Source organism: Oleiphilus sp. HI0117 (genome assembly GCF_001635235.1).
In genome coordinates, this window is record NZ_LWGA01000757.1 from 1 (window position 1) to 2,055 (window position 2,055).

Consider the following 2,055-nt stretch of genomic DNA (forward strand, 5'->3'; position numbering starts at 1 on the left):
ATGCTTTGAAGTGGAGCGGTTATATTCATGATGCCATTCAATACGCAGAGAAAAGTGACCTCTATTTTGGCAGTCACCACTGGCCGATATGGGGCAGTGAAAAACTGGTGACATTTCTTAAAGCTCAACGGGATACTTATAAATATATCCATGATCAGTCGGTGCGTTTATTAAATGCAGGGTATACGCCAACGGAGATAGCCGAACAGATTGAGTTGCCTCCGAGTTTGGCCAGTAACTTTTCCAACCGTGGTTACTATGGAACGGTAAAACATAATGCAAAAGCGGTTTATCAGTGGTATTTAGGCTGGTATGACGGAAACCCTGCGAATCTTAATCCGCTTCCTCCGGAAGAATCTGCGGATAAATACATAGCCTTAATGGGAGGGGCTGAGAGGGTTCTACTTGCTGCTCAATCGGCTTTTGACCAGGGTGAATATCGTTGGGTAGCCGAACTTTTGAATAAATTGGTCTTTGCTGACCCTGGCAACGATAAGGCCCGAGAGCTCCTTGCTAAAGCTTATGATCAATTGGGATACCAATCGGAATCAGCGCCTTGGCGAGATAATTATCTTACGGGGGCTTATGAGCTGAGACATGGTGGCCCGGATAAAGGCGTTGATGTGGCAATGATGGAGGGGGTTCTGAGAGAGGCACCTCTTGAGAACTTCTTTATATCAATGGCTGCCCGTTTAATTGGCCCGGAAGCTTTTGATAGCCATCATAAGATCAATATCACCTTCACTGACAGGCAGGTAAATTTCTATTTGTGGATTGAAAATGCCGTTCTGCATTTTGAACAAATTGAACCTGTCAGTGATGCGGATGCCACACTTAAGGTGACTCATGAGTTATTTCTCAAAATGGCCACTGATCAGGCTGGGATCAAAGAAACCCTGTTCTCGGATGATTTGACGGTGGAGGGTAGTAAGCTGGATTTAGTGAGTTTCTTCAGGTTGTTTGAGAAGCCGAGAGGTGTCTTTAATATCATTGAGCCTTAAGGAACTTACTTCTAGGTTCCCTAGAATAAGGCCATTTGATTATCTATTAGGCGATCAAAGTCCATCCCGATAAAGGGCAGAATGCCTTCCGCGATGGGCTTTAGCTGTTTCTCAATGTAGTGTTGGTAATCAATGTCTGATTCAAGATAGTCCAAAGGCTCAGGCCCGTTCAGGGTGATGATATAGTTGATCCAGCCTTTGTGTTGATACTGTAGTGGCTTGCCAAGCGCTTTGTTCTTTTCGTCGGCTATTTTGGCAGATCGAGCATGGGGTGGAACGTTTTTAACGTACTCTCTGAGCGGTCTTCTAAGGCGTTTTCGATAAACCAGCTGATTATCCCGTTCTCCATTCAGTGTGGCCGCCACGGTGTCTTTGATAAATTGGCTTGGGTCGCGATCATCAAAGACGATTTGGTAAAGATTCTTTTGAAAGTCTCTCGCCACGTCTGTCCAATCAGTGCGAACCGTTTCCAACCCTTTAAAGACCATTTCCGGTTGTTGATTTTTAACAACCATACCGGCATAGCGCTTTTTACTGCCCGCTTCAGAACCACGAATGGTCGGGCGTATAGGACGTTTAAAGCACCTTTTCACCCTTCGGATGAAGTAGCATACCCGAAATTGCTGCTCATTTTTATTGCCTAAGCCCCGGAATTTAGCTTCACAGCGCCCAAAGAAGGTCGTATTTTGGTCGATTTGACCGAAAAGTGCCTGGCGAATGGATCTTTAGCCGACAGTTGCCCCACCGGCCTGCCGCAAAGGCTGACAGTACATGGATTGAGAGCTTAGGAGCGTCAATTAAATAAACGAGTCTGCGATGGGCCGAACAGGCTGGGAGTCAGTGGTGGGGCTCGCTCTGGCGGCTGGTTGGTATGGTTAGTATCGGCTTTGGCCGCCTTCTGTTTGAGATGTTTAAGAATCTGCTCGATTATGTCCGGATCCTCAATGCTGGCAATCACTTTGACATGCCCTCCACAGTGCTCGCAAACCTCAATATCAATATTGAAGACTCGCTTAAGTCGCTGCATCCATGTCATGGCATGGTGCCGCTCTTC

Annotated in this window: 2 protein-coding genes and 1 pseudogene; 1 reads left to right on the top strand and 2 read right to left on the bottom strand. The window is 46.5% G+C overall.

The window, feature by feature from the left end:
• Positions 1-1,001: alkyl sulfatase dimerization domain-containing protein (locus A3757_RS12070; RefSeq protein ID WP_304439187.1), on the top strand; the 1,001-nt coding region annotated here is incomplete at its 5' end.
• 20 nt (positions 1,002-1,021) lie between these two features.
• Here the strand turns inward: A3757_RS12070 and A3757_RS12075 are convergent.
• The gene (locus A3757_RS12075) at positions 1,022-1,594 is read right to left on the bottom strand and encodes a DNA polymerase domain-containing protein (protein WP_068510504.1); all 573 of its coding nucleotides are present in this window, start codon (positions 1,592-1,594) and stop codon (positions 1,022-1,024) included.
• Positions 1,595-1,794: 200 nt separating this feature from the next.
• Positions 1,795-2,055 (bottom strand): annotated as a pseudogene (locus A3757_RS12080) (IS91 family transposase); the annotation flags it as partial.